Here is a 2,860-nt window from a genome sequence, read left to right on the forward strand (position 1 = left end):
TTGATACTCCGACTTTGCATACAATGCAGAGTGAACCGGCGCGTTCAGCGGACGAGGTCTATACCGCGATCAAGGACGCTGTCACCAGCGGCCAATACGGCGCAGGTGAATATCTGCGCGAGGAACAGCTTGCCAGGAGTCTGGGGGTGAGTCGCACGCCGGTACGCGAAGCCTTGCGGCGTCTCGATGCCGACGGGTGGGTTGAAACGCGCCCGAACTACGGCGTGCGCGTGAAAGCGTGGACCTTGCAGGATGCACGCGAGATCTTCGAGGCGCGTCTTCTGGTCGAGCCCTATCTCGCGGGACGCGCCGCCTCGTCCATCGGTGCTTCCGACATCGGGCGTCTCCAGACGCTGGCTGATGCGATGCTCGTGATCACACAACGCCCATCCACGCCTCAATCCAGCGAAGCGTGGTTCAGCGCGAACGGAGAGTTCCACGCAATTATCACGGCCGCCGGGAACAACGCGCGCCTCGACCGCTCGCTCAAGTCGATGAAGGAAACGCCGCTCATCAAGTGGACTTTCGGCACGTATAGCGACGACGACCGCCTGCGCAGCGCACGCCAGCATTTCGAAATCGTTCGCGCGCTCGAACAGCGCAACGCCGCGTGGACGGAAGCAGCCATGCGTTGTCACATTCTTGCCGCTGAAAACGCAGTGCTCGACCGCGACCGGGAGCATCCCGCCTCCTGATTCAGCATGGTTCGGGCAGCAACAGCATCACGAGCAGTCATTCGATGGTCGCAACGACAACAACACTGGAGACGACACATGCTGAGCACCGATAGCACAACCGTACGCACCGTAAGCGCCGGTGCACGTCTCGACCGATTGCCGATCTCACGCTTTCACAGGCGCGTACTGTGGCTGATCGGCGGGGGCATGTTCCTGGATTCGTTCGACATTTACCTTGCGGGCGGCGTGCTCGGCGCGCTCGCAAAGACCGGCTGGTCAACGATGCACCTGAACGCGGCGTTTCTCTCGTCGACGTTCATCGGCATGTTGATTGGCGCGTTTAGCGCTGGCGTGCTGGGTGACGCGAAAGGCCGCAAATTCACGTATCAATTCAATCTCGCAGTGCTCGGTCTTGCGTCGATCGCGGGCGCGTTTGCGCCGAACATGACGTGGCTGATTGTGTGCCGCTTTTTCATGGGCCTCGGCCTGGGCGCGGAGATCGTCGTCGGTTACGGATCGGTCGGCGAATTCATGCCGCCCGCCGTGCGCGGAAAATGGTCAGCGTATCTGTCGCTCATCACCAATTCGGCGCTGTTCTTTTCGACGTTTCTCGGCTATCTGATCATCCCGTCGATCGGCTGGCGCGCGATGTTCGCAATCGTTGGCGTCGGCGCGATGATCGTGTGGGTCCTTCGCAAAAAGATGCCCGAGTCACCGCGCTGGCTCGAATCGAAAGGCCGTTACGACGAAGCCGAAGCGATCCTGCGCGCAGCGGAGGAGGAGTCGGCGCGCAATTCGACGTTGCCGCCCGTCGTCAATGCGCCGTACACCGTCAGCAGGAAAACCACGTTGCTGGAGCTGTTCGGGCCCTCGCAGATCCGCCGCACGTTCGTGTCTATCGTCGTGCAGGTTGCGATCAACATGGTGATCTACGGCTTCATCGTCTGGGTGCCAACGTTCCTGATGAAACAGGGCATCGGCATGGCGTCGTCGCTGGGCTATACGGCGCTAATGTCGCTCGGCGGACCGGCAGGCGCGCTGCTAGGCGTACTTCTCGCCGACAGGATCGGGCGCAAGAAGGGGCTCATCGTGGTGTCGGCGCTCGCGGCGGTGATCGGCTGGCTATACGGGCATTCCACCGGCATCGAAATGGCGACGCTGCTCGGCTTTCTGCTGTTCACGCTCACGTATCTGATGGTGGCGCTGGGTATTGCGACCTACATCCCCGAGCTCTTCGCCACGGAGAACCGCATGCGGGCAAGTGGCATCGCGGGTTGCGCCGGGCGCATCACGGGCATCTTCGCGCCGCAACTCGTCGTCATGATGTACGCGACGGGCGGTGTGAAGGACGTGCTGACGATGATCATCGGCGCGCTGGTCGTGTTGGCGGTCGTCCTTGCAGTGTTCGGTATCGAGACGAATCGACGCTCGCTCGAGGACATTGCGCCTTCGATCGACCCGAACGATGCACTGCCGGCGTCATCGCTTTCACATGAATCGCAACGTTGAAACTTCACTTCACTCGTTAAACAGGACACGTATGAGCGTCACACAGCAAAGCAAGCGTCAAACGTTGAAAGCGCGGTTCGCGCGCAGGGAGATTGTCACTGCGCCCGGAATCTTCGACATGATCTCCGCGAAGATGGCCGACTCAATGGGCTTCGAGTGCCTCTATATGACGGGCTTCGGCACCGTAGCGTCGTACCTCGGTCTGCCGGATGCTGGCCTCGCGACGTACACCGACATGGTCAATCGCGTCGCGGCATTCTGCGGCGGCACGAACACGCCAATGATCTGCGACGGCGACACGGGTTATGGCGGATTACTGAACGTCGCGCATACCGTCCGAGGTTATGAGCAAGCGGGAGCGGCAGGCATTCAACTCGAGGATCAGGAATTCCCGAAGAAATGTGGCCATACACCGGGGCGGCGGGTGATCCCGGTCGAGGATATGGTGCGCAAAATCAAGGTCGCCGTGGAAAGCCGCAGCGATCGCGATTTCCAGGTCGTCGCACGCACCGATGCACGCACATCCCTCGGCCTCGATGAAGCGCTGCGTCGTGGCGAGGCGTATGCGAAGGCTGGTGCGGATGTGCTGTTCATCGAATCGCCGGAAAGTATCGAGGAACTCGAAACGATCGGGCGAACCTTCGATGTTCCGTTGCTGGTGAACGTCGTCGAAG

Annotated in this window: 3 protein-coding genes; all 3 read left to right on the forward strand. The window is 60.9% G+C overall.

Features of this window, described 5'->3' with window-relative positions:
* Nucleotides 1–14 precede the first annotated feature (14 nt).
* Nucleotides 15–695 (forward strand): GntR family transcriptional regulator, encoded by a 681-nt coding sequence (locus tag QOC89_RS12560; RefSeq protein WP_323045308.1) that lies wholly within the window; start codon nucleotides 15–17, stop codon nucleotides 693–695.
* A 78-nt stretch (nucleotides 696–773) separates the two neighbouring features.
* Entirely contained in the window at nucleotides 774–2,186 is a 1,413-nt protein-coding gene (locus QOC89_RS12565) for an MFS transporter (RefSeq protein WP_323045306.1), read from the forward strand.
* 31 nt (nucleotides 2,187–2,217) lie between these two features.
* Nucleotides 2,218–2,860, forward strand: a 643-nt coding sequence (locus QOC89_RS12570) for an isocitrate lyase/PEP mutase family protein (RefSeq protein ID WP_323045307.1), incomplete at its 3' end; no start/stop codon positions are given.

It is taken from the genome of Paraburkholderia sp. (genome assembly GCF_034668105.1).
In the GTDB taxonomy this organism is placed as follows: Bacteria; Pseudomonadota; Gammaproteobacteria; order Burkholderiales; family Burkholderiaceae; genus Paraburkholderia.

What these genes read in the sequence shown, in the direction of transcription:
- QOC89_RS12565 (WP_323045306.1), top strand. Translation starts at nt 774, where the DNA reads ATGCTGAGCACCGATAGCACAACCGTACGCACCGTAAGCGCCGGTGCA.